Below are 20987 nucleotides of genomic sequence, written 5' to 3'. Positions count from 1 at the left end.
TGAGGACTCATGCAATGCCTGATAGCCATCGCGTTTACAGCTACTCCGCCGTTCTGATGGGCTCGCCCATACTCCTGAAACTCTTTTCCCATGACGAAGCGCTTGCCTCCCGCGTGTTTCGCCTGATCAAACAGTACGAAGATCTGCTCACCGTTAACCGTGCGCACTCCCAGGTAATGGACATCAACCATGCGGCTGGTCAGCATCCGGTTGCCGTCAGTCGTCCGGTGTTTGAGCTGATCCGCTGCGCGAAAGCGGCAAGCCTGCTTAAAGACAGCGCCTTTAACCTGGCGATCGGCCCGCTGGTGAAATGCTGGAAAATTGGCTTTAAGGGGGACGCTGTACCGCCCGCGGACGAGATCGCCGCCTTGATGGGCATCACGGATCCTGCGGACGTGGTGCTGGATGAAGCCAATAGCAGCGTGTTTCTTACTCGCCAGGGAATGGAGATCGATCTGGGTGCTATTGCTAAAGGCTATATCGCCGACAGGGTGCGGGATCACCTGCATAAAGAGGGCGTTGAACTTGGGCTGATCAACCTTGGCGGCAACGTCCAGACGTTAGGTTCGCCGGAGGGCGGCTGGCGCGTCGGCCTGAAAAAACCGTTCGCCGGTGACGCGCTGATTGGCGCTATGACGGTAGAGAACCGGTCGGTGGTGACGTCAGGCACCTATGAGCGCTATTTCGAGCAGAACGGCAAACGTTATCACCACATACTTGACCCGCGCACCGGCTACCCGCTGGATAACGAACTGGACAGCGTGACGATTATTTCGCAAGACTCCCTCGACGGCGATATCTGGACCACGCTGATCTACGGCATGGGTGTGGAAAAGGGCTGCGCCGCGCTGCGTTCGCGCCCCGATATTGAAGCCATTTTTGTCACCAAAACAAAAGAAGTGGTGATCTCCTCGATGCACCACTTCCGTTTTACCCTTCTGGACGACAGCTACCGAATTACTGGCAGTACTGTTTGAGCAGTCCGACCTGTTCCGGCTGCAAACGGTATCGATATACCGGTCGGCCGGTAGCGCCGTAATGAATGCTGGTGAACAGGATATTAATTTGCGCCAGCCAGATCAGGTATTTGCGGCAGGAGACGCGGGAAATGTTGACCGCATTCGCCAGATCGTCGGTGGAAAATTCTATCTCCGGATGGCTGTCGATCCACTGGCAAATGGTGCGCAGCGTCTGCGGCGTTAGGCCTTTCGGTAATTTTTTGCTGTCAGCCAGCTCCGGCGCGCCGCCGTGGATCAGCCTGTCGACGTCGGCCTGTTCATAATACTGATGCGATCCCATCAGGCTGCGCTTTGCCTTCCAGCCGTTCAGCGCCTCTTCAAAACGCGGGAACTGGAACGGTTTAATCAGGTAATCCACCACGCCATAGTGCATGGACGTCTGGATTGTTGCGGCGTCGGAGGCCGACGAGATCATGATGACGTCAATCGGGCGGCCCGACGCGCGAATGATGGGCAGCAGATCCAGCCCGTTATCCTGCTGCATATAGACATCCAGCAGCACCAGATCGATCGGCTGGCCTGGGTTGGCGATCAACGCCTCGGCCTGGTTGAGCGTGGAAGCGACGCCGCAGCAGCTAAAACCCTCAACGCGGTTAACATACAGACGGTTGAGGTCGGCTACCATGGCGTCATCATCGACAATTAACACATTTATCACGCGATATTCCTCTCGCTATCCCAGGGGATCTGAACAAAAAATTGGGTAAATACGCCAGGTTCAGACTCGACGGTAATATCTCCGCCCAGATTCTGGATCTGCTGACGCGCAAGGAACAGCCCAACGCCGCGGTTTTCACCTTTTGTTGAGTAGCCCTTTGTAAAAATAGCCTCCAGCCGCTCGGGATCAATACCGGGACCGTCATCGCTGACCTCACCGCTCAGCCAGCCGTTCTGATAATGCAGCAGCAGGCCGATCTCGCCTTCCGGCTGGCCTTCCATCGCATCAAGGGCATTTTCGATTAAATTGCCCAGCACGGTGATCAGCACCGCAACCTGCTCTTCATTGGCGGTGTCAGGAAGCTGACTCTCCTCCGCCAGCGTCAGGGTCACTCCGGCCTCTTTGGCGCGGTTAATTTTACCCAGCAGGAAACCCGCAATGACCGGCGATTTAACTTTGCGCTGTATCGCGCCGATATCCGTCTGATAATTCTGCGCGGTCTGGATGATGTACTCCTCCAGCTTATCGTAGCGCTTCATGTGCAGCAGGCCGAGGATCACGTGCAGCTTGTTCATAAACTCATGCGTATGGGAGCGCAGGGCATCAACATAGTTGACCATGCCATCGATACGCTGCATTAACTGGCTGATTTCGGTCTTATCGCGGAAGGTGCTGATTGCCCCGATCACCTGATTCTGGCTTTTCACGGGGACCATGTTGCATAGCAGTAGCCGTCCGTTACAGCCGATCTCCTGATCCTGGCGAGCAATGCCGGTTTTCGCCACTTCCCGCAGGCTGGCCAGCAGTGGTTCGCCGCTGCTCTCGGAGTGCTCACCCGAGCTCAGGAGCAAAATCTCTCTGGCGGTGTGGTTAATCATCGTCACGCGCCCGTGCATATCCACGGCCATCACGCCTTCGCGCAGGGACTGCAACATGGCCTGGCGCTGCTCAAAGAGGGCTGAGATCTCGTAAGGCTCCAGCCCGAAGAGGATACGCTTCAGCACCCGGACCAGACCCCATATCGCCACCGAGCTCATCAGAACGCTGAATAAGATGGTCCACACGGCGTTGAGCCGCCCGCGGGCAATCTGATCTTCAACTTTATTCAGCGAAATGCCCACCACCACCACGCCGATCTGGTCGTGCTGGTCGTCATACACGGGGGTAAAGACGCGCAGCGCTTCCGCGAGCGCGCCGCGGTTAACGGAGACATTCTCTTTCCCTTCCAGGGCGGGCGTCAGATCGTCGCCAATAAAGTGCAAACCTAACAGCGCTTCATTTGGATGGGAATAACGGATCCCACGCAGGTCGGTGACCACGGTAAACAGCAGGTCGTTGCGCTTCGTCACCGCCTCGGCAATCGGCTGGATGATGCCAGCCTGCGGCGATTCCATCAGGCCACGCTTGATCTCCGGGCTGTCGGCCAGCGTCCGGGCGATACCCAGCGCGGTATCTTTCACGTCATCGCGCGTGGCGCGGGTGATCTGCACAGAGTAGAGCGCGAAGACCACCAGCAGCACCGAGCCGATAATCGCGCACACCATCAGCGTAACCAGCGTATTCAGCTTCATAGGGCGCTTGCGCGTCGGGGGGAAGGGCTGCAAATCGCTCATTAACACTCCGCGATGAAAAAGAAAGGGCTAATTATCGCTGATGACGGGCGTTTCATAAAGCCATGTAAAGAGAGGCGTTTCGTGAGCCTCCTCTCAGGTGACCTATATAAAACACTTTATAGTGTGTGGGTACTCATAATAAGGAGGCAGTTTATGAGCATTATGCTTACCGGTACGGCCAGGGAAAGACGGCACGCCAGCACGATGAACATCGACAGATTATCGACGCTGGATATGCTTAACGTCATACACCAGGATGACGCGCAAATCTCTTCTGCACTTACCCCACACTTAAGTATGCTGGCCCGCGTGGTGGATAACGCGGCGGCGACGCTTAGCCACGGCGGACGTCTGGTGCTGACCGGCGCGGGCGCGTCCGGACGCATGGCTGAGCAGGCGGCAGAAGCGTTTGCGCCGGGCAAACACCCCGTCATTGCGTTAACAGCAGGTGATAACGCCGGAAGCTACGCGAGCGGCGTTGCCGACCTTCAGACGATAGAATTTGGCGAGCATGACATGATGCTGGCGCTGTCCGTCAGCGGCAAAACCCCATGGGTATGGGGCGCGATGCGTCATGCGTGGTCTCTGGGCTCAACGGTTGCGCTCATTACGGAGGATGCGCAAAGTGAAGCGGCGCAGCTGGCGAGTATGGTCATTGCTCCCGATCTGGGCGCGGATGTGGTGGGCGGGTATACCAACGCTAAAGCAGGCATTGCGCAAAGCATGATCCTGCATATGATCACCACCGGTCTGGCGGTACGGACAGGACGGGTGTACAGCAACCTGCGCGTTGATCTGGAGGCAAGCAACACCAGATGGGCCGAACGACAAATTGCCATTGTGATGGAAGCGGGGGGATGTAGCCGGGCGCAGGCGAAGGCCGCGCTGGAAAGCTGTAACCACCAGTGCAAAACGGCGGTACTGATGGTGCTGACGGGTCTGGATGCCTGGAAAGCGCATGAATTGCTGGCGCAGAATAACGGGTTTGTTCGCCTGGCCTTGCAGGAAGCGCCATAACATTTCAGCGTCAAATAAAAAAGCCCGCGTTGCGGGCTTTGCTATTTATGGGGATCAGAACTGGTAGATCATACCGATGCCAACGATGTCATCGGTAGCAATACCGTTGTCATTGTAGAAGGCATCATCTTCGTCCAGCAGGTTGATTTTATAATCAACGTAGGTGGAGAAGTTCTTGTTGAAGCTGTAGGTCATGCCCACGTCGATATAGTTAACCAGATCCTGGTCTACATAGTCATAACCATTGCCTGGATGATAATCGTTACCACCCAAATCGATGCCTTTAGAATAGACCCACGCCAGGGATGGACGCAGACCGAAGTCAAACTGGTACTGTGCTACGGCTTCAAAGTTCTGGGTTTTGTTGGCGATGCCATCGTTGCCGTACGGAGTCATGTTACGGGTTTCAGCATACATCATGGCCAGGTAGACATCATTAGCATCGTATTTAGCGCCGATTGTCCACGCTTCCGCACGTTCACCGCCAGCATATTTGCTGAAGCGGTTATAGGTGCCAGCGCCGTAAGCGACCTGGTCGTTAGTACGGTCAGAGGAAGAATAAGCCGCACCCAGCGTCAGGCCGAAATCGAAGTCATAGGTGGTAGACATACCGAAGCCGTCGCCGTTCTGGAAACGAACATCATCATGACCGTTTTTGGTGCCTTCCTGATTTTCGTTTGCGTTAGCACCTTCGTTAGCACCCTGGTATTGCAGCGCAAAGTTCAGGCCGTCGACCAGACCGAAGAAGTCATTATTACGGTAGGTCGCCACACCGTTAGTACGGCCAACCATATAGTTGTCGGTCCAGGTATAGGAGTCGCCACCAAATACCGGCAGCATATCGGTCCAGGCTTCAACGTCATACACGACGCCGTAATTACGGCCATAATCGAATGAGCCATATTCGCCGTATTTCAGGCCAGCAAAGGCCAGACGGTTAAAAGAGGTGTCGCCTGCGCTTTCGGTATCGTTAGCGTAGGTTTTATATTCCCACTGGCCGTAACCTGTCAGGTCGTTCGTGATCTGCGTTTCGCCTTTGAAACCCACCTGTACATAGGTTTCATCGCCGTCGTCGCCTGGGTTGTCGGAGAAGGTATGACGCGCATCAACCTTACCGTACAGGTCAACTTTGTTGCCGTTTTTGTTATACATTTCCGCTGCATTTGCTGCGCCAGCCATTAATAACGCGGGTACGAGAATTGCCAGAACTTTTCTTTTCATTATATATTCCCTTTAAATATAAATTGTCTGAATATATGTAATTACCCTCCGTAACTACATGGCTGATACTATTCTATGGATTATTATTTAGGTTCAAAAATAAATGTAATTAAACTGGTAAAAATATTACAAAATATTTCTTTTTATCTCTTTATTTTTCATGTGAATTAATTAATTGAAAATATAGCGGGTAATTATTATTAAGTATTTCGTAATTCTATTTATTAAAAATTTTGATTCGGATGTATTATAATTCACTCTCTTTTGAGCAACAGGATGGGATGATGGAAATTGCGCAGTGGCAGCACCGTTATGAGCGCTGGCTCGACGAAAATCATTTTACTGATGATGCGGCGCACGATATCGCCCATTTTCGCCGCGTCTGGATGACGGCGCAGGGTATTATGGCTGACGAGGATAGCGATCCGCTGGTTGTGTTGACCGCATGCTACTTCCATGACATTGTCAGCCTGCCGAAAAATCACCCGGAACGTAGCCACTCCTCGCGGCTGGCAGCGCGAAAAACGCGCGAGATCCTCAGTCGCGACTTTCCTGATTTTCCGCCGGATCGTTATGCAGCCGTTGAGCATGCTATTGAAGCGCACAGCTTCAGTGCCGGTATCGCGCCGCAAAGCCTGGAGGCCAAAATTGTGCAGGATGCCGACCGGCTGGAGGCGTTAGGCGCTATCGGCCTGGCGCGCGTCTTTGCCGTCTCCGGTGCGCTGGGCGCCGCGCTGTTTGATGCCGACGACCCGTTCGCCGGAACACGAGCGCTGGATGATAAAGCCTTCGCGCTCGACCACTTTCAGACCAAACTCCTGCGCCTGCCGGACACTATGCAAACCGCGCGGGGGCGCAAACTTGCGCGTCACAATGCCGATTTTCTGATCCAGTTTATGGCGAAGCTGAGTGCCGAATTACAGGGCGATTACCTCGGAACCGACAGCCAGATATTGACCCATTTCCGTCGCAGTGTGCGATCCTGAACTGTGGTACTCTGTTTTCTGTCTTTATTGTCCGGTTAAGAGAATGCAGGAAAATCGATCAGTGACTGTGCCCGCGCCTGAGCGGGTTGAGAAATCAACGGCAGCCGTGCAGGCACTCCTGCGTCAGCTGCTGGAAATGTATGATGCTAAAACGCTGGCAAACCAGCTGGTGGCCCATGGCGAGAGTCACTGGAGCCCGGCGATACTCAAGCGGTTGCTGATAAGCGACAGGGCAGGGCACCGCCTGAGCGACGGCGAGTTCCGTTATCTGCGCAACCTGCTGCCGCGTCCTCCTGCTGCGCATCCGAATTATGCCTTTCGCTTTATCGATCTCTTTGCCGGTATCGGCGGCATTCGCCATGGCTTTGAAGCTATTGGCGGGCAGTGTGTGTTCACCAGTGAATGGAATAAACATGCCGTCCGTACCTATAAAGCCAACTGGTATTGCGACCCCGACGCGCACCAGTTCAACGCGGATATTCGTGATGTCACGCTGAGCCACAAAACTGGCGTCAGCGATGAAGAGGCCGCCGAACACATTCGCAATACCATTCCGGCGCACGATGTGCTGCTGGCAGGCTTTCCGTGTCAGCCGTTCTCGCTGGCTGGCGTGTCGAAAAAGAACGCGCTGGGACGCGCACACGGCTTTGCCTGTGATACGCAGGGCACACTGTTTTTTGACGTTGCCCGGATTATTGATGCCCGCCGCCCGGCAATTTTTGTTCTGGAGAACGTCAAGAATTTAAAGAGTCATGACGGCGGCAAAACCTTCCGCATTATCATGCAAACGCTGGATGAACTGGGTTACGACGTGGCGGATGCAGAGGATATGGGGCCGGACGATCCGAAAATTATCGACGGCAAACACTTCCTGCCACAGCACCGCGAACGCATCGTGCTGGTGGGCTTCCGCCGCGATCTCAATCTGAAAGGCGATTTTACGCTGCGTGATTTACCTTCGCTGTATCCGGCGCGCCGCCCGACGGTGGCCGATCTGCTGGAGCCCGCCGTCGATGCGAAATTCATTCTGACCCCGGTGCTGTGGAAATACCTCTATCGCTATGCCAAAAAGCATCAGGCCAAAGGCAATGGCTTTGGGTTTGGCATGGTCAATCCGCTTAATCCTGACAGCGTGACGCGTACGCTGTCGGCGCGCTATTACAAAGATGGCGCGGAAATTCTTATCGATCGGGGCTGGGATAAGGCGCTGGGCGAAAAAGATTTCGACGATCCACAGAACCAACAGCACCGACCGCGGCGCTTAACGCCGCGCGAGTGCGCTCGCTTAATGGGCTTTGAGACGCCGCAGGGCTACAGTTTTCGCATCCCCGTGTCGGACACCCAGGCCTATCGTCAGTTTGGCAACTCGGTGGTAGTGCCCGCCTTTGCCGCCGTAGCTAAACTGCTGGCCTCACGTATCAGCAAGGCCGTTCAGCTTCGTCAGAGTGAGGCCGTCAATGGCGGACGTTCACAATAAGGCCACGCGCAGTAAAAACATGCGTGCCATCGGCACGCGTGATACCGCGATCGAAAAACGGATCGCGGGCCTCCTGACCGCCGTCGGGTTTGAATTCAGGGTTCAGGATGCCACGCTTGCCGGGCGTCCTGATTTCGTCATCGACGCGTACCAGTGCATCATCTTTACCCACGGCTGTTTCTGGCATCATCATGACTGCTATCTGTTTAAAGTCCCGGCGACACGCACCGACTTCTGGCTGGACAAAATTGGCAGGAACGTCGAGCGTGATAAACGCGATGTTTCGCAGCTTTACGCTCAGGGCTGGCGGGTGCTGATTGTCTGGGAGTGCGCGCTGCGCGGAAGAATGAAGCTGAATGACGTGGAACTGACGGAGCGGCTGGAAGAGTGGATCTGCGGCGGCGGTCAGGCCGCGCAGATCGATACCCAGGGCATTCACCCGATCACGGTTTCTCCACCTCACACCTCGTAACAATCGGTTTCGCGGGCAGCAAATATTTACCCAGCGTGACCAGCACCACGGCAAAGACAATCACGCCCAGCGCCAGCCATTCAATCGTCGACAGCACTTCGCCCGCAAAACCGGTACCCAGCAGCACGGCCACCACCGGGTTAACGTAGGCGTAGCTGGTGGCAACCGCCGGTGAGACGTTGCGAATCAGGTACATATAGGCATTGATAGCGATAATGGAGCCAAACAGCGCCAGATACCCGACGGCCAGGAAACCTGAAAGGTCTGGCATCGCCGTCAGTTTTTCACCCGTCAACGCGGAGGCCATCAGCAGCACAATGCCTGCCGCGAGCATCTCAATGGCACCCGCCATCATCCCGGAAGGCAGCTCGATGCGGGAACCGTAGACCGAGCCGAAGGCCCAGCTCATGGAGCCGATCATGATCAGAACGGCAGCCCAGGGGTTCCCGCTCAGGTTACCGCCGCTGTTCAGCAGGATGATACCCACAAGCCCAATCGCGATGCCCAGCCATTCGAGCTTACGGGTGCGGATCCCGAAGAGACGACTAAAGCAGAGCGTAAACAGCGGCACGGTCGCGACGACCACGGCGGCGATGCCCGACGGTACGTTCTGGTGCTCGGCGACGGTTACCGCGCCATTGCCCACCGCCAGCAGCAGCAGGCCAATCAGGGCGGCGTTAAGCAAGGGATGCAGCGGCGGTAGCCTGTGGCCGCGCAGCAATAAAAATGCCATCAGCAGCACGCCGGCCGTAAGGAAACGAATACCGGCCATCATCAGCGGGGGCCAGCTTTCCACGCCTATACGAATGACAAAATAGGTGGATCCCCAGATGATATAAAGAGAAAAGAGTGCTCCAATGAGCGGTAATAAATGCCGAAAACGCATAGTCCCTCACGACGAAATAAAAAGTTCGCTCATAGTTAACGCCAAAACTATCGGGCTGGCGAGTGCTTTAATTGTGTAGTTAATGTGAAATTTTTGTTGACGTGAGGTGCCTGTTTCCGGGCGGTGAGTTTTGTTCCATACTATCCACTTAATTAGCAAAAAAAAGAAGGATAGAGATTTTGGCAGGAAGTAGCTTATTAACATTGCTGGATGATATCGCCACCTTGCTGGATGACATTTCGGTTATGGGAAAACTGGCGGCGAAAAAAACCGCCGGGGTACTGGGAGATGATTTGTCGTTGAACGCGCAGCAGGTCAGCGGCGTGCGGGCGAACCGTGAGTTGCCGGTGGTGTGGGGCGTAGCGAAAGGGTCCTTTATTAACAAGGTGATCCTCGTTCCGCTGGCGTTGCTGATTAGCGCCTTTATACCCTGGGCCATTACGCCCCTGCTGATGATTGGCGGGGCGTTCCTGTGCTTCGAGGGTGCCGAAAAAGTGTTGCATATGTTCGCTGCACGCAAAGAGAAAGACACCCCGGAAATGCGCCAGCAGCGTCTGGAAGCGCTGGCCGCGCAGGATCCAAAAACGTTCGAGCGCGATAAGGTCAAAGGCGCGATCCGTACTGACTTCATCCTCTCGGCCGAAATTGTGGCGATTACGCTGGGGATCGTCTCAGAAGCCCCTCTGATGAACCAGGTGCTGATCCTGTCCGGCATTGCGATCCTCGTGACGATAGGGGTTTATGGTCTGGTCGGGCTGATCGTCAAGCTGGACGATATCGGCTTCTGGCTGGAAAAAAAATCCAGCGCAATTGCGCGCGGCATCGGGAAAAGCCTGCTGGTGGTAGCGCCGTGGCTGATGAAAACCTTATCGGTGGTGGGAACCCTGGCAATGTTCCTGGTCGGCGGTGGAATTATCGTGCACGGTGTTGCTTCGCTGCATCACATGATTGAACATTTTGCGTCAGGCCAGGGAGCGGTAGTCGCTGCGATCCTGCCCACACTGCTTAACCTCGTGCTGGGCTTTATCGTCGGTCTGATTGTGGTAGCCGTTGTTAAGCTGGTTGAAAAAGTACGCGGGAAATCGCATTAATTATTGCTGACCCCGGGTGCAAAAAGACTATTCCTCGTCTAAATTGAAAACGTTTCACCCTGATACAGGAGGCAGGTATGGTCTTTTTGATCAGTGATGAAGTTAAGCCTAAAAATGGTGGTCCAGGCATGATCGTCACCGGGTATTCCAGCGGAATGGTGGAGTGTCGGTGGCATGATGGATACGGCATTAAGCGGGAGGCTTTTCGTGAAGACGAGCTTCAGCCTGCTAATAAAAGGCAAAAACGCGACAAGGCTTAATCACACAACGCCCGGCCTTGCCGGGCGTTTTTACTGGCAGAAGACTTATCATATCGGATGGTGAGCGACAATCAGGGAGTGTGTGTGCAGCACGATACCTTTGTTGTAAAACAATCTTTTTTGCAGTGGCTGCATAAGCGTAGCAATCCCCGTTTGATTGTTAACCTCTGTTTTATCGTTGTCCTGATTTTTTCCACTCTCCTGACCTGGCGCGAAGTTGTGGTACTGGAAGATGCTTATATCTCCAGCCAGCGTAACCATCTGGAAACGGTTGCCAGTGCGCTGGACAGACAGCTTCAGTTCAGCGTCGATAAAATGCTGTTTTTTCGCCACAGCATGCATGATGCGCTGGAAACGCCGCTGGCGTTTGGCGCGCTGCATGATGCGGTAAAGCGTTTTGCGCATTTGCGCACGTCTCCCACCTGGCAAATTGCGGTTGATAAACGGCGCACATTACCGATCAACGGTGTTTCGGATGCCTTCGTTGAAAAGACCACTCTTCTGAACCGTGATGATGAGTACCTTGATAATGAATTGTCCGCGGCGCTTGAAGTGGGGTATTTACTGCGTCTGGCATCCAGCCCTTCCCGCAACGAAGAGCGCGTGATTTATGTCTCTCGCGCCGGATTCTTTCTGGAAACGGATACGCCGGGAAATTCCAGCGATATCGTGCAGCGCTATTATCATCTGGTCACTCAGCCCTGGTTTACCCAACAGTCCGAGCGTGAAAACCGTGCGCGTGCCGTGCGCTGGTTTATCTCGCCGCCTTCCTCTTTTGTGGGCAAAAAGCCGCTGATTACCGCCAGCGTGCCGGTTTATTACCATCACGTCTGGTATGGCGTGGTGGCGATGGATTTCACCTTTGCCACCCTGCGTCGCCTGCTGGTGGAAGCCGTGGGCGATAACCCGGAAGGGGAATACCAGCTGTATGACAGCCGGCTTACCCTGCTTGCGACATCAGAGTCACCTGCTGTGGACGTTAATCATTTTGACGCGCGCGAATTAGCCCAGATAGCGCACGCGATAGAATCGGATTCCGAAGGCGGCATTCGTCTGGGGAGTCGTTTTGTCAGCTGGGAGCGTCTTGACCATTTTGATGGCGTCATCCTGCGCGTGCACACCCTGGATGAAGGGGTGCGCGGCGATTTCGGTAGCATCAGCATTGTGCTGGCATTGCTTTGGGCGCTGTTCACCGCGATGCTGCTCATCTCATGGCTGGTGATCCGGCGCATGGTCAGTAATATGTATTCGATGCAGAACTCGCTGCAATGGCAGGCCTGGCATGACCCTCTGACCCGGCTGAATAATCGTGGATCGCTGTTTGATCAGGCGAAAATACTGGCGAAGCAGTGTGAACAGCAGTCGCTGCCTTTCTCGGTCATTCAGATCGATCTTGACTGCTTCAAGAGTATCAATGATCGGTTCGGGCATCAGGCGGGTGATAAGGTGTTGTCCCATGCCGCGGGGCTGATTGCCAGCACCCTTCGTGATAAAGATATTGCCGGACGCGTCGGGGGGGAAGAGTTCTGTGTGGTGCTGCCCGGCATGACGCTTGAAGAGGCGGCGGAAGTCGCAGAGCAGATCCGCGAGCGTATCGACAGCAAAGAGATCCTGATTAAGAAAAGTACCACCCTGCGCGTGAGTGCGTCGTTTGGCGTCTCTGGTGCGCAGGAGAAGGGCAATTATCACTTCGAAAATCTGCAATCCACCGCCGATGCGCGTCTGTATGAGGCGAAACAGCGCGGGCGTAACCGGGTCATCTGGCAAGATCACCTCAAAAAGTAATCAAGTCCCTCGCACCAGCCGGTCGGCCCGGTGTGCTGAGTGTGATAAACCCGGGCTGGATCGTTGTTTATAAGGCTGATGCCCTCCCGGTTGAAGCCTTTCACCACCACGGCGAAGCCTACGCTGTCCAGCAGCGGGGCATCATTGGGGCCGTCGCCCAGGCCCAGCGTCGTCGGTTCGTAGCCCTCGTGCAGGCGATACTGGTCCACAAGCCAGTGAACCGCCACGTCTTTGCCGCAGCAGGTGTCCAGAATATGCCAGAAGCGTGCACCCTGGACGATCTTCAGCCGCTGCCGGGCGAGTTCGGCGGCAAAGTATCTCATTTGTTCATCACTGTCACGCCAGATCAGCGTCACGGAAGCCTCGTGCTTGCGCGCAAGCACCGAACGGGGACGACTCAGCCCGGTCCATTCGGCGACTACGTGCTCGTCCACATCATCGAAGGTGGTGAATTTCAGATGCATCTCCTGGCGTACCCGGGCAATACACTGCCGGATCTCGTCATGCTTCTTTTCTGAGATGAACCGTGCGGCGTTTTCCCACCGTACGTCAGGCTGGATCACCGCGCCGTTTTCCGCAATGTAGGGCAGCCCGCCAAGCCCCAGTTCCTGCTGGATGTCATCCATCTCGGACGCGGTTTTGCTGCTGCACAGAATGACCGGTATCTGTTCATCCATTAATTTTTCCAGCCACGGGGCCGCAGGCTGCCAGTCAAGGGTGTGAAAATCCAACAGCGTGCCGTCGAGGTCGGTAAAGACAAGAAGAGTCTCCTCAAGCGAAGGCATAATGTCTCCCGGATGATGATTTTTCCTAAGAAAAATCTTAAAAAAAATAGGCATTGAAGCGCCGTTTAAGTGGAAACGATCCCGACAAACCCACACGCGGCGCAGGTTTATACTCATAACCAAAATTCACATGTATAAAATATAATATTCGCTAAGAGAATATATGCTTGTAAGACAATTCTGTTGGGGATAATGTCTTACCTGCATCAGATTTCCTGGTGTAACGAATTTACAAGTGCTTCTTGCATAAGCAAGTTTGATCCCGGTCATCCCCTTGACCGGGATTTTTTTCGTCTTAGCGGTTCGTCTCCGAGACGCTAAAGTCATGGATATCCAGCTCGAATGCTTCAGCCAGTTCACGGTAGGTATGGTAATCCCGACCATTGACCACGACACGGTCTGAATTATCCTCCGCGCGATGAACTTCGGACTCACTAATTTCATTGATGGCGGCAAGCAGGGCATCGACATCCACTTCAACCTCACGCTTAATGGTGTCGCTGTACTCTTTGTCAGTCTTCATGGCGGGCTCCTCATTTAACCGTCTCAACAGCTAAGTATAGACCGCACACAAAAACGCCATTCGCGCCAGGCGGCGATGCCAGGCAATGTAATTTGTTCTACACTGGCTCAAAACCACAGGAGGAATGTATGAAGGTCAACGATCGGGTAACCGTCAAAACGGACGGTGGGCCGCGCCGCCCGGGCGTGGTTCTGGCAATAGAAGAGTTTAATGAAGGCACAATGTATCTGGTGTCGCTGGAAGATTACCCGCTCGGCATCTGGTTCTTCAACGAACTGGGGCACCCGGATGGGATCTTTGTGGAAACGGCGGAATAGGGCGGCGTCGGGGGCGTCTTCTCCCCGGCTCCGGCTGCTTAAAAGCAAAATCTCTGGCCAGGCCAGAGATCAAGGTAGGGTACAACATGGCCGTGCAAATTAGCGCATATTAACGAAAATCCCATTCGTCACATTATCTGTCAGGCGTACGACATGGTATATCACTTGCTTATTATGCGTTTTAATTTTCCTTTTAATATTTCCTTTGTGTGACGATACTGTTTTTGCCTTGATATTCATCTGGTCTGAGATCTGAATTGTCCCTTGTCCAGCCATCCACATTCTTAGCATACTTGATTCAGTTCTGCTTAATGATAGGGTGGGTAAGTTAATCGCCCCTACATTCTTAACTTCTTTATTCAAATAATCGCCCAGAATGTCATCAAGTGACTCTGGTTTAATCGATTTCGAGCTGATTAATAAGTTTTTACGCACCAACAAATACTCATCGAAATGAATATTGGCGATCGCCATAAAAACAATAAACAGGGTCTTAGGATGCTGATTAATGATCTGCTTAATGTGCTGACTGTTAGCGGGGTCGTGAATGAAACAGTCCTCATTAATAAACACCACGCCGGGCTTGTGGGAGTCACAAGCGGCTGCGAGTTCTTCAACGGTGTGTGCATCGTTGATGTCTCTCTTTCTAACCCCTCTGCTTGCTAAGTACCCGGTTAACCCTAGCCGGGTGTAGCTGCATAAATCCATAATGATCGTTGACATGGCATACCCTCACTCAATGCGTAACGATAATTCACCACCTGCCTGAGAGCTCATAAACAGCCATACGGGATGGAAAAAATCTAATAAAACCTGTGAGCATGACAAAGACTTTCAGGCGAACTCACTATCCCGTAAAGTTACGTATAATTTGCCAGGAATCATCTTAAAGTAAAGTAAATATTAAGTATTGTGAGGTGGTTAGAAACATTTAAACCGCGTCAGATATATCCTGGTAGATGTTTTTCGAGATTATTTTTAGGAATATCCTCAGAAAGACATTGCAAACACTGCGGGTTATTATTTGCGTGGTAGTTCGCTAACAATATCCGCTAACAGATTGAATATCTCACTGAATAAATGTTCGCAGAAGGGGGCGATAAGTGGCATCAATAATGACATTAATAAAAGGCCAACCGTCAACGTCACCGGAAAGCCGATGACGAATACCGACAGCTGCGGAGCCATTCGGTTGAGTAAACCTAATGCGAGGTTAACGGTGAGCAGCAGGGTAATGATCGGCAGCGCCAGCATCAGCCCGTTGAGGAAGATCAGCCCGGCAGCCCTCACCAGCGCCAGAAACGCGTTGCTGTTGACCGGGTTGTCGCCAATCGGCAGCGTGTGGAAGGTGTCCACCAGCATCGAGATGAGCCACAGGTGGCCGTTGAACGAGAGAAACAACAGCATCGCCAGCAGGTCGATAATACGTGCCAGCACGGGCATATTCAGGTGGCTGCCCGGGTCAACGAACGTCGCGAAAGACAGGCCCATTTGCAAACCGATAAGTTCACCCGCCGTTCGTACCGCGGCGAAGGCGAGCTGCATCGTGAACCCGACCGCCACGCCAATCATCACCTGTTGCAGGGCAATCCAGACGGCGTTCGGGGAAAAAATCGGAATATCCACCGCCGGCAGGGAAGGGGCAACGATAATCGTGATAACCATGCCCAGCCCAATTTTGACGCGTTTAGGCACCGACTTTTCACTGAGTATGGGGGCGGTGGAGATCAGCGCCATGATGCGCAGCATCGGCCAGAAATAGATCCCGAGCCACTGAACAAACTGATCGCTGGTGAAATGCAGCATCGTCCGTCAGCCGATGATGTAAGGCAGATTGGTGAACAGGTTGCGCATATAGTCCAGCAGCAAATTGAGCATCCATGGCCCGGCAACGATAATCGCCACGAAGACGGCAATGATCTTCGGGATGAACGACAGGGTCATTTCGTTAATCTGCGTGGCGGCCTGGAGAATACTGATAATCAGACCGGTGACTAGCGCAACCAGCAGCAGGGGCGCGGCGACGGCAATCGCGACTTTCATCGCCTCCGTGCCCATCATCATGACCGACTCAGGCGTCATTGCGCGCTCCTCAACTGTAGAAACTTTGCGCCAGCGAGCTGACCAGCAGCTGCCAGCCGTCGACCAGCACGAACAGCATGATCTTAAAGGGCAGGGCAATGGTCGCGGGCGGAACCATCATCATCCCGAGCGCCATCAGGACGCTGGCGATCACCAGGTCAATAATCAGGAACGGAATGAAAATGGTGAAGCCAATCTGGAACGCGGTTTTCAGCTCGCTGGTGACATACGCTGGCAGCAGGATGCGCATCGGCACCGCTTCCGGTCCCTGTAACTCGCCCGTGTTAGCGAGACGGGCAAACAGGGCCAAATCCGCTTCACGCGTCTGGCGAAGCATAAATTCACGTAATGGCTGAGCCCCCTTTTCCAGGGCAACCTGCATGGAAATTTTATCTTCGCTGAACGGCTGGTACGCCTCGGTGTAAATCTTGTCGATAACCGGCGACATAATGAAAAAGGTCAGGAACAGGGCTAAACCCAGCAGCACCTGATTGGGCGGTGCGGACGGTGTGCCGAGCGCATTTCGCAGCAGACCAAACACAATGATGATGCGGGTGAAGCTGGTCATCATCAGCAGGATCGCCGGGATAAAGGTCAGCGAGGTGATGAACACCAGCGTCTGCACGGACAGGGACCAGCTTTGTCCCCCGTTCGCCAGCGGCGTGGAAACCAGCCCCGGCAGTTGCGCATACACAGAGGGCGCGAACAGGCCCAGGCCTGCCAGCGTAAGGAATAACAAACGGCGCATCAGGATCTCCCGGGACGCTTGAGCAAACTCTTCATAACGGACTGGAAATCCGCAGGGGCCTGGGCGTTAGCCTCCACCGTGGCAGGCGCAGGGGGCAGCGTGTGAAGAACGTTAATGCTGGAGGCGGTCACGCCCAGCACCAGTCGCGCATCTTCCACCTCCACAATGACCACGCGTTCGCGCGGTCCTAGCGGGGTGCTGGCGCTGACCTTCAACCCGCGGGTACCGGCCGTTTTCCCCGCCAGACCGAAACGCTTTGCCAGCCAGGCGGCGATAAGGATAAAGGCAATAATACCGAACAGCGCGCCGCTCACCTGGAGCAGAGGTGAGCCGGGTACGGCGGAGGGCGCGGACAGTGTTGCCTGGGTTTTCATACTTAACGGCTCAGACGACGCATACGTTCGGAAGGGGTAATGATGTCGGTGATACGTACGCCGTATTTATCGGCCACCACCACCACTTCGCCTTGTGCAATCAGGTAGCCGTTGATCAGAATATCCAGCGGCTCACCCGCTAAACCGTCAAGCGCCACCACGGAACCCTGCGTCAGGCGCAGCAGCTCTTTAATGGTCATGCGGGTGCGACCCAGCTCAACGGTGAGCTTGACCGGAATGTCCATAATCAGGTCGATGTCCTGCAACGTGCCGCTGACGTCGCCGCCGCCTAACTGCTGAAAGACCGCGTCTGCCGCGCTTTTCGTCGGCGTTGTTTTCTGCTCGTTTAACGCGTCAGCCCACAGATCGTCCAGTGCTCCGCTGTTTTCATCGGACGGATTGTTCATGTCACTCATTTGGGCTGTTCCTCATTCAGCGAATTCAAAATCGGGTTGATCAAGTGCTCAACGCGTAACGCATACTGGCCGTTAATCGTGCCGTACTGGCTTGTCAGCACGGGTACGCCATCCACATGGGCAATAATGCGGTCGGGTTTATCTATCGGCAAAACGTCGCCGGGTTGTAATTTCAGGATCTGCGATAACCGCATGGAGATGTCGGCAAAGTTGGCTACCAGCTCCAGCTGCGAGTGCTGCACCTGACGCACCAGGTTCTCACGCCAGTTCTGATCTTCGTGACGTGAGTTCTCCAGCGGCGGGTTCACCAGCAGTTCGCGCAGCGGTTCAATCATGCTGAACGGCAGGCAGATGTTGAACTCGCCCGTCAGGTTGCCGATCTCGACGTGGAACGGGGTATTCACGACGATGTCATTCGGTGAGGTGGTGATGTTGGTAAATTTCACCTGCATCTCGGAACGCACGTACTCCACTTCCAGCGGGTTAATCGCTTTCCACGCGTCGCTGTAGGATTCCAGCGCCAGCTTCAGCATGCGGTTAATCACGCGCTGTTCGGTATGGGTAAACTCGCGGCCTTCCACTTTGGTCGGGAAACGACCATCGCCACCGAACAGGTTGTCCACTGCGATGAACACCAGGCTTGGCGAAAACACCACCAGGCCGGTACCGCGCAGCGGTTTCAGATGGATCAGGTTAAGGTTGGTTGGCACCGGCAGGTTGCGGGCAAACTCATGATACGGCTGAATGCGGATGGCACCGACGGTGATATCCGGGCTACGACGCAGCAGGTTAAACAGCCCCATACGGAACTGACGTGCGAAACGTTCGTTGATGATCTCCAGCGCCTGTAAACGCTCGCGCACCACGCGACGCTGGGTATTGGGATCGTAGGGACGAATATTATCGTCGCCGGTCAGACCCGGTTTCGGTTCGTCACTCTTATCGCTGTCGCCGTTGAGCAGCGCATCGATTTCTGCCTGAGAAAGAATACTGTCGCCCATGTCGTTACCGCAGAATGAAGGCTGTATACAGAACGTCAGTGACTTCCTGCTTAGGTTGGCCGTTTACCAGCGGGGTCGCCAGCGTCTGTTTGATGGCATCGACCAGCTTTTGCTTGCCCACATCGGTGGCGAGCGCGGAGGCATCCTGACGAGAAAACAGCAGCAGCAGACGGCTACGCACTTCTGGCAGGTAGTCGTTCAGACGTGCACGGGTCGCTTCATCTTTCAGACGCAGCGTAATACCCACGTAAAGCACGCGATCCGCATCGCCCAGGTTCACGGTGAACGTATCCAGCGGGTAGAAGACCGGCGCCGGTGGAGGCGGCGCTTCAGCTTTGGCGGCCGCGCTGGAGGGTTCCTGCTGCATACGCCAGTAACTGTAGCCTGCGGTGGCGCAGGCCGCGAGGGTAATCAACACCAGCAGCGGGATCCAGATGGAACGCTTGCTTTTTTTGGTGATAGCGGAGTCTGTCATCTGATACGAGCTTCCTGTTTCGGTACAGCTTAATACGGTGATTATCCCGTGTCCGGCTTAGGTCAAAGCGTGGAAAAGACGGGGATAATCACGTTACCTCTGGCGTTTAGGCAAAGATGTCTACGGCACGGCTGCCGCGCGCGGCGGATTGCAGGGCGGCAGGGGCAGGCAATAACTCTTCACTCTCATCGTTAAACCCGCCATGCTGGCCGGAACGCGAAGCGTGCTGTTGCTGCCCGGATGAGGACTGCTGCTGCCCGGCAAAGCCCTCGCTGCTGACGCTGCTTTGAGAAAGCTGAATGCCGTTTTCCGCAAGCTGCGTGCGCAGGATCGGCAGGGCCGCTTCCAGCGCCGCGCGAACGTGGCTGTGGGGCGAAACCATCTGCAACTGTGCCTGGTTGTCATCCAGCTTAAGCGAAATTTGCACCTGACCCAGATCTTCCGGGTGCAGACGCAGCTCTGCGGTCTGCTGTCCCTGTCTGGTGAACAGGGTGATGTGCTGGCTCAGATTCTGCTGCCATTCGTGCGTGCCCAGCGGCTGGCTTAACACCGGCGCTGTCGCAACGGTAGCGGCAGGCTGTGAAGGCGCCAGGTGACTGACGATCGGGGCAAGCGTCGCGGTTGGGCTGGCGGCAGGCGACGCCGCGCTCGCTACGTCCTGCTTCTCCGCGACGGCGGCGACGGCTGGCGTAACGGCTGCCGTGGCGGGCAGCGAGGTGTCGCTGTCCTGAACCGGCATTTTTTCCTGACCCGTTAACGCATGGCTAAGCGGCTGATGCTGGCCGTTATCCGTCTGGGCTAGCGCAGAGGGGAGGGCGGCACGGGGGGCGATCTCCCCGGTGCTCGCAGGCTGCGTCGCTACCGGGGTGGTGGTCTGCTGGTGCGGTAACATCGCCATCAGCGCGCTTAACCCGGCCAGCTCCTCTTCTTCAGTCGTGGTCTCGCTGTTTGTTTTCGCCTCCGGCTGGGTTAGCGCCTTCAGCGCATCCGTATTCGCGGCGGGTTTCAGGCCGGAGACGAGGCTTTGCAGGGAGACGGCGGTATCTTCACCGGTCAGCGTCTCCTGGCGGGAGAGCAGCTCGGCGATTTTGGCCTGGAGCGTGGTATCACCGTTTTTTTCCTGTGCCGCTGTCGACAGCTTGCTTCCCGCCGCTTTTAGATCGGCCAGCGTCAGCGGAGCATCTTTGCCTTTGCCAGTGGTCTCGGTCAGCGCGCCCGCCAGCAGAGAGAGAAAATCTTGCGCGCCCTCAGCGCCTTTCCCGGCAAGCGTGCCGCCGGACGGGTCGCTGTCGGTCATCAGCAGTTGTTGCAGTGTGATCATTCAGGTTTCCTCATTGATGCGCGCTGGGCAAACTCATCCATTTTTTTCTGATCCAGACGGTTTTCCGCCAGGGTCGAGGCTGCAATCTGCCGGTCCTGTAGGGTTTGCCAGGCCTGCAACCGCTGTTTTTTCTCGCGCCAGAAATTCAGCGCGGTATCGACTTTTTGCGTCCACTGGTTAAGCTGCTGGCGATGCTGCTCAATCGCCTTTTCCAGCGTCTGGATAAACTGCTGATAGTTAATCCAGCGCTGGCTACCAATGCCCTGCGTCATGTCGGTGTTAAGGTTGGTGCGATATTCATGCTGATAGTCGATTAACATCTTCAACTGTTCTTCAGCCTGCTGGCACCCGCGTCGCATTGCGCCAAGCTGCAATGCGGCATCATCAACTTCTTTTTCAGCCAGATCTTTCAGCGTTGATAACGCGCTGTTCTGCGCCATGACCTTCGCCCTCCACCTGT

Annotated in this window: 24 protein-coding genes and 1 pseudogene; 9 read left to right on the top strand and 16 right to left on the bottom strand. The window is 54.9% G+C overall.

Annotated elements, in window-relative coordinates; genetic code table 11:
• Positions 1-14: 14 nt before the first annotated feature.
• On the top strand, positions 15-977 hold the full coding sequence (locus SK47_RS13640; RefSeq protein WP_045897119.1) for an FAD:protein FMN transferase: 963 nt from the start codon (positions 15-17) through the stop codon (positions 975-977).
• Here the strand turns inward: SK47_RS13640 and dcuR are convergent.
• Together dcuR and SK47_RS13630 are read right to left on the bottom strand one after the other, a co-directional pair.
• Positions 958-1677 (bottom strand): two-component system response regulator DcuR, encoded by a 720-nt coding sequence (dcuR, locus tag SK47_RS13635; RefSeq protein WP_003859556.1) that lies wholly within the window; start codon positions 1675-1677, stop codon positions 958-960. The genes SK47_RS13640 and dcuR overlap by 20 nt on opposite strands.
• On the bottom strand, positions 1674-3290 hold the full coding sequence (locus SK47_RS13630; RefSeq protein WP_032659246.1) for a sensor histidine kinase: 1617 nt from the start codon (positions 3288-3290) through the stop codon (positions 1674-1676). Before SK47_RS13630 ends, dcuR begins: the two co-directional genes overlap by 4 nt.
• A 153-nt stretch (positions 3291-3443) precedes the next feature.
• On the opposite strand from SK47_RS13630, the gene SK47_RS13625 reads away from it, so the two are divergent.
• Positions 3444-4307 carry an N-acetylmuramic acid 6-phosphate etherase gene (locus SK47_RS13625; RefSeq protein ID WP_048244494.1) on the top strand — a complete coding sequence of 288 codons (864 nt, stop codon included), beginning with the start codon at positions 3444-3446 and terminating at the stop codon, positions 4305-4307.
• A gap of 54 nt (positions 4308-4361) precedes the next feature.
• On the opposite strand, the gene ompC is transcribed toward SK47_RS13625, so the two are convergent.
• Positions 4362-5528, bottom strand: coding sequence for a porin OmpC (ompC, locus tag SK47_RS13620; RefSeq protein WP_048244492.1), 1167 nt, complete (start codon positions 5526-5528; stop codon positions 4362-4364).
• Between the two features lie 284 nt (positions 5529-5812).
• Here ompC and SK47_RS13615 point away from each other — a divergent pair, with 284 nt between their 5' ends.
• Genes SK47_RS13615 through SK47_RS13605 form a run of 3 tightly spaced genes read left to right on the top strand, consistent with a single transcriptional unit; the run spans position 5813 to position 8463 of the window.
• The gene (locus SK47_RS13615) at positions 5813-6514 is read left to right on the top strand and encodes a phosphohydrolase (protein WP_048244490.1); all 702 of its coding nucleotides are present in this window, start codon (positions 5813-5815) and stop codon (positions 6512-6514) included.
• A 43-nt stretch (positions 6515-6557) separates the two neighbouring features.
• Complete coding sequence (locus tag SK47_RS13610) at positions 6558-7991, top strand: DNA cytosine methyltransferase (protein ID WP_057979973.1); 1434 nt, start codon at positions 6558-6560, stop codon at positions 7989-7991.
• Positions 7972-8463: a very short patch repair endonuclease gene (locus SK47_RS13605; protein WP_023324908.1), complete on the top strand. Its 492-nt coding sequence runs from the start codon at positions 7972-7974 to the stop codon at positions 8461-8463. The genes SK47_RS13610 and SK47_RS13605 overlap by 20 nt, the downstream gene beginning before the upstream one ends.
• Here SK47_RS13605 and yedA read toward each other — a convergent pair.
• Complete coding sequence (gene yedA, locus SK47_RS13600) at positions 8435-9349, bottom strand: drug/metabolite exporter YedA (protein ID WP_048244488.1); 915 nt, start codon at positions 9347-9349, stop codon at positions 8435-8437. The genes SK47_RS13605 and yedA overlap by 29 nt on opposite strands.
• 179 nt (positions 9350-9528) lie before the next feature.
• Between yedA and SK47_RS13595 the strand changes: the two genes are divergently transcribed.
• The 3 genes from SK47_RS13595 (at position 9529) to dgcQ (ending at position 12485) form a co-directional block, all read left to right on the top strand.
• Positions 9529-10440: a DUF808 domain-containing protein gene (locus tag SK47_RS13595; RefSeq protein ID WP_003859571.1), complete on the top strand. Its 912-nt coding sequence runs from the start codon at positions 9529-9531 to the stop codon at positions 10438-10440.
• Between the two features lie 77 nt (positions 10441-10517).
• Positions 10518-10700 (top strand): YodC family protein, encoded by a 183-nt coding sequence (locus SK47_RS13590; RefSeq protein WP_003859574.1) that lies wholly within the window; start codon positions 10518-10520, stop codon positions 10698-10700.
• A gap of 84 nt (positions 10701-10784) precedes the next feature.
• A complete protein-coding gene (dgcQ, locus tag SK47_RS13585) occupies positions 10785-12485 on the top strand; it encodes a cellulose biosynthesis regulator diguanylate cyclase DgcQ (RefSeq protein WP_045617695.1) in 1701 nt (566 codons plus the stop codon).
• Here the strand turns inward: dgcQ and SK47_RS13580 are convergent.
• Positions 12470-13270: a mannosyl-3-phosphoglycerate phosphatase-related protein gene (locus tag SK47_RS13580; protein ID WP_045337583.1), complete on the bottom strand. Its 801-nt coding sequence runs from the start codon at positions 13268-13270 to the stop codon at positions 12470-12472. The two genes, dgcQ and SK47_RS13580, sit on opposite strands and share 16 nt — an antisense overlap.
• A 295-nt stretch (positions 13271-13565) precedes the next feature.
• Positions 13566-13793 carry a YodD family peroxide/acid resistance protein gene (gene yodD / locus SK47_RS13575; protein WP_017383339.1) on the bottom strand — a complete coding sequence of 76 codons (228 nt, stop codon included), beginning with the start codon at positions 13791-13793 and terminating at the stop codon, positions 13566-13568.
• A 128-nt stretch (positions 13794-13921) separates the two neighbouring features.
• On the opposite strand from yodD, the gene dsrB reads away from it, so the two are divergent.
• Entirely contained in the window at positions 13922-14110 is a 189-nt protein-coding gene (dsrB, locus tag SK47_RS13570; RefSeq protein WP_003859583.1) for a protein DsrB, read from the top strand.
• 99 nt (positions 14111-14209) lie between these two features.
• Here dsrB and rcsA read toward each other — a convergent pair whose 3' ends face one another.
• From rcsA to fliJ, 10 genes and pseudogenes are all read right to left on the bottom strand, one after another.
• Entirely contained in the window at positions 14210-14833 is a 624-nt protein-coding gene (gene rcsA, locus SK47_RS13565) for a transcriptional regulator RcsA (RefSeq protein ID WP_048244485.1), read from the bottom strand.
• Positions 14834-15123: 290 nt separating this feature from the next.
• A pseudogene (gene fliR, locus SK47_RS13560) lies at positions 15124-15916 on the bottom strand (flagellar biosynthetic protein FliR); the annotation flags it as partial.
• A gap of 6 nt (positions 15917-15922) precedes the next feature.
• Complete coding sequence (gene fliQ / locus SK47_RS13555) at positions 15923-16192, bottom strand: flagellar biosynthesis protein FliQ (RefSeq protein ID WP_003859587.1); 270 nt, start codon at positions 16190-16192, stop codon at positions 15923-15925.
• A gap of 10 nt (positions 16193-16202) precedes the next feature.
• On the bottom strand, positions 16203-16940 hold the full coding sequence (fliP, locus tag SK47_RS13550) for a flagellar type III secretion system pore protein FliP (protein ID WP_003859589.1): 738 nt from the start codon (positions 16938-16940) through the stop codon (positions 16203-16205).
• On the bottom strand, positions 16940-17314 hold the full coding sequence (fliO, locus tag SK47_RS13545; RefSeq protein ID WP_003859591.1) for a flagellar biosynthetic protein FliO: 375 nt from the start codon (positions 17312-17314) through the stop codon (positions 16940-16942). The genes fliP and fliO overlap by 1 nt, the downstream gene beginning before the upstream one ends.
• A 2-nt stretch (positions 17315-17316) precedes the next feature.
• A complete protein-coding gene (fliN, locus tag SK47_RS13540; RefSeq protein ID WP_003859592.1) occupies positions 17317-17730 on the bottom strand; it encodes a flagellar motor switch protein FliN in 414 nt (137 codons plus the stop codon).
• Positions 17727-18731, bottom strand: a complete 1005-nt coding sequence (gene fliM / locus SK47_RS13535) for a flagellar motor switch protein FliM (RefSeq protein ID WP_003859594.1) — start codon at positions 18729-18731, stop codon at positions 17727-17729. The genes fliN and fliM overlap by 4 nt, the downstream gene beginning before the upstream one ends.
• A 4-nt stretch (positions 18732-18735) precedes the next feature.
• A complete protein-coding gene (gene fliL, locus SK47_RS13530; protein ID WP_003859598.1) occupies positions 18736-19206 on the bottom strand; it encodes a flagellar basal body-associated protein FliL in 471 nt (156 codons plus the stop codon).
• Positions 19207-19312: 106 nt separating this feature from the next.
• A complete protein-coding gene (gene fliK / locus SK47_RS13525; RefSeq protein WP_032609585.1) occupies positions 19313-20527 on the bottom strand; it encodes a flagellar hook length control protein FliK in 1215 nt (404 codons plus the stop codon).
• A complete protein-coding gene (gene fliJ, locus SK47_RS13520; RefSeq protein ID WP_006811155.1) occupies positions 20524-20967 on the bottom strand; it encodes a flagellar export protein FliJ in 444 nt (147 codons plus the stop codon). Before fliJ ends, fliK begins: the two co-directional genes overlap by 4 nt.
• Between the last annotated feature and the right edge of the window lie 20 nt (positions 20968-20987).

Origin of the sequence: Enterobacter sp. BWH52, assembly GCF_001037565.1 — a bacterium.
GTDB lineage: Bacteria > Pseudomonadota > Gammaproteobacteria > Enterobacterales > Enterobacteriaceae > Enterobacter > Enterobacter hormaechei_C.
The sequence above is the reverse complement of the archived record's forward strand: the minus strand, read 5'-3'. Positions and strand labels throughout refer to the sequence as shown.

What these genes read in the sequence shown, in the direction of transcription:
- SK47_RS13580 (WP_045337583.1), bottom strand. Translation starts at nt 13,270, where the DNA reads ATGCCTTCGCTTGAGGAGACTCTTCTTGTCTTTACCGACCTCGACGGC.
- SK47_RS13615 (WP_048244490.1), top strand. Translation starts at nt 5,813, where the DNA reads ATGGAAATTGCGCAGTGGCAGCACCGTTATGAGCGCTGGCTCGACGAA.
- fliM (WP_003859594.1), bottom strand. Translation starts at nt 18,731, where the DNA reads ATGGGCGACAGTATTCTTTCTCAGGCAGAAATCGATGCGCTGCTCAAC.
- fliK (WP_032609585.1), bottom strand. Translation starts at nt 20,527, where the DNA reads ATGATCACACTGCAACAACTGCTGATGACCGACAGCGACCCGTCCGGC.
- ompC (WP_048244492.1), bottom strand. Translation starts at nt 5,528, where the DNA reads ATGAAAAGAAAAGTTCTGGCAATTCTCGTACCCGCGTTATTAATGGCT.
- fliO (WP_003859591.1), bottom strand. Translation starts at nt 17,314, where the DNA reads ATGAAAACCCAGGCAACACTGTCCGCGCCCTCCGCCGTACCCGGCTCA.
- SK47_RS13640 (WP_045897119.1), top strand. Translation starts at nt 15, where the DNA reads ATGCCTGATAGCCATCGCGTTTACAGCTACTCCGCCGTTCTGATGGGC.
- SK47_RS13590 (WP_003859574.1), top strand. Translation starts at nt 10,518, where the DNA reads ATGGTCTTTTTGATCAGTGATGAAGTTAAGCCTAAAAATGGTGGTCCA.
- SK47_RS13625 (WP_048244494.1), top strand. Translation starts at nt 3,444, where the DNA reads ATGAGCATTATGCTTACCGGTACGGCCAGGGAAAGACGGCACGCCAGC.
- fliP (WP_003859589.1), bottom strand. Translation starts at nt 16,940, where the DNA reads ATGCGCCGTTTGTTATTCCTTACGCTGGCAGGCCTGGGCCTGTTCGCG.
- fliJ (WP_006811155.1), bottom strand. Translation starts at nt 20,967, where the DNA reads ATGGCGCAGAACAGCGCGTTATCAACGCTGAAAGATCTGGCTGAAAAA.
- SK47_RS13605 (WP_023324908.1), top strand. Translation starts at nt 7,972, where the DNA reads ATGGCGGACGTTCACAATAAGGCCACGCGCAGTAAAAACATGCGTGCC.
- SK47_RS13630 (WP_032659246.1), bottom strand. Translation starts at nt 3,290, where the DNA reads ATGAGCGATTTGCAGCCCTTCCCCCCGACGCGCAAGCGCCCTATGAAG.
- fliN (WP_003859592.1), bottom strand. Translation starts at nt 17,730, where the DNA reads ATGAGTGACATGAACAATCCGTCCGATGAAAACAGCGGAGCACTGGAC.
- fliL (WP_003859598.1), bottom strand. Translation starts at nt 19,206, where the DNA reads ATGACAGACTCCGCTATCACCAAAAAAAGCAAGCGTTCCATCTGGATC.
- rcsA (WP_048244485.1), bottom strand. Translation starts at nt 14,833, where the DNA reads ATGTCAACGATCATTATGGATTTATGCAGCTACACCCGGCTAGGGTTA.
- yedA (WP_048244488.1), bottom strand. Translation starts at nt 9,349, where the DNA reads ATGCGTTTTCGGCATTTATTACCGCTCATTGGAGCACTCTTTTCTCTT.
- SK47_RS13610 (WP_057979973.1), top strand. Translation starts at nt 6,558, where the DNA reads ATGCAGGAAAATCGATCAGTGACTGTGCCCGCGCCTGAGCGGGTTGAG.
- fliQ (WP_003859587.1), bottom strand. Translation starts at nt 16,192, where the DNA reads ATGACGCCTGAGTCGGTCATGATGATGGGCACGGAGGCGATGAAAGTC.
- yodD (WP_017383339.1), bottom strand. Translation starts at nt 13,793, where the DNA reads ATGAAGACTGACAAAGAGTACAGCGACACCATTAAGCGTGAGGTTGAA.
- dsrB (WP_003859583.1), top strand. Translation starts at nt 13,922, where the DNA reads ATGAAGGTCAACGATCGGGTAACCGTCAAAACGGACGGTGGGCCGCGC.